General features: G+C 70.4%; 1 protein-coding gene and 1 pseudogene. Both read left to right on the plus strand.

Annotated elements, in window-relative coordinates; all coding sequences use genetic code 11:
- The coding region (locus FHU13_RS27260; RefSeq protein ID WP_183438949.1) for a TonB-dependent receptor at positions 1-891 on the plus strand (891 nt) is incomplete at its 5' end.
- Positions 891-1,474: pseudogene (locus FHU13_RS27265) on the plus strand (MFS transporter); the annotation flags it as partial. The gene FHU13_RS27260 and the pseudogene FHU13_RS27265, both read left to right, overlap by 1 nt.

Here is a 1,474-nt window from a genome sequence, read left to right on the forward strand (position 1 = left end):
GGCGAGGGCACCTACGCCCTGACCGACCGGCTTAACCTCACCGTCGGCGCCCGCCTCGCCTACGACTGGTCGTCGATCCGCTTCAACGGCGGCGGATTCGGCTTCAATTTCGACAACGACGCCGACTTCACGAACTTCCAGCCGAAGATCTCGCTCGGCTACCAGGTCGACCCGACGACGCGGATCTACGCTCTCGTCTCCGAGGGCTACAAGCCGGGCGGTTTCAACCGCACGGTCGCGAGCCCGCTCGACGCCGTCGCCTACAAGCCGGAGCGGGCCTGGAACTACGAGGTCGGCGCGCGCACCGACATGCTGGATGGCATGGCGACCGTCTCGGGTGCGTTCTATCGGATCGAGTCCACCAACCAACAGATCTTCGCCGGCCCGGTCGGCTTCCAGGTTCTGCGCAACGCCGCGGAAGGCACGAGCACCGGCGTCGAGGTCGAACTGACCCTGCGCCCCACCGACCGTCTGACTTTGACCGCGCAAGGGGCGCTCGGCCGCTCCGAGTTCTCCGACTACACCGATCCGGTCACCGGTCAGCGCATCGCCGGGGGGCGCACGCCCTACGCTCCCGACCTCGTGACCAATGTCGGCTTCCGCTACCTGATCGATCAGACGTGGCTGCCGGCCCAAATGGCCCTGACCGGCGCCGCCCGGACGGTGAGCCGTACCTACTTCGATCCGGCCAACACCTTCTCGCAGGGCTCTTTCACCATCTTCGATGCCGGGCTCGATTTCGCCTTCGGCGCCGCCTCGACCCTGCGCCTCTTCGCCAACAACCTGACCGACCGCACCTACAGGACCTACAGCTTCGCCTTCGGCCCGGCCACGCTCAGCACCATCGGGCAGCCGCGCATCGTCGGCGTGTCTTGGCGGACCCGCTTCTAATGCCGCGGTGCAGCGGGCGCGTCGCGGAGGCCGTTGCCGGGGGGGCGCCCCTCGGCTCCGTCCTGGCGGCGGTCGGCGGGCTCTACGTCGCCCAGAGCGTCGTGACGGGTGTCACCCTGATGGGGCTGCCCGCGATCCTGCGCGAATCCGGGCTGCCCCTCGAGCGAATCGGGCTCGTCTACCTCGCCCTGCTGCCCTGGGTGCTCAAATGTCTCTGGTCGGGAGCGGTCGAGCGCACTCGCCTGCCCCCGGTCGGGCGGCCGCGGACGCCGCGGATCGTCGCCCTCGGCACCCTGATCTCCGCGCTCGCGCTCGCCGCCGCGGCCGGAACCGGGCCGGCCTCCTTCGGCCCGCTCCTCGCCTGCCTGCTCGTCGCGGCCCTGGCCACCGCAACCGTCGACATCGCCTGCGACGGCTTCGCCGTCGAGACGCTGGCGGCGCGCCACCGCGGCTGGGGCAACGCCGCCCAGGTCGGCGGCGCCTATCTGGGCCTGTCGATCGGCAGTGCCGTCTTCCTCTTCCTGACCGCCGAGGCGGGTTGGACGACAGCCGTCCTCGCCATGGCGGCGATGGTCCTCGGCCT

The organism is Methylobacterium sp. R2-1, assembly GCF_014191355.1.
Lineage (GTDB): Bacteria > Pseudomonadota > Alphaproteobacteria > Rhizobiales > Beijerinckiaceae > Methylobacterium.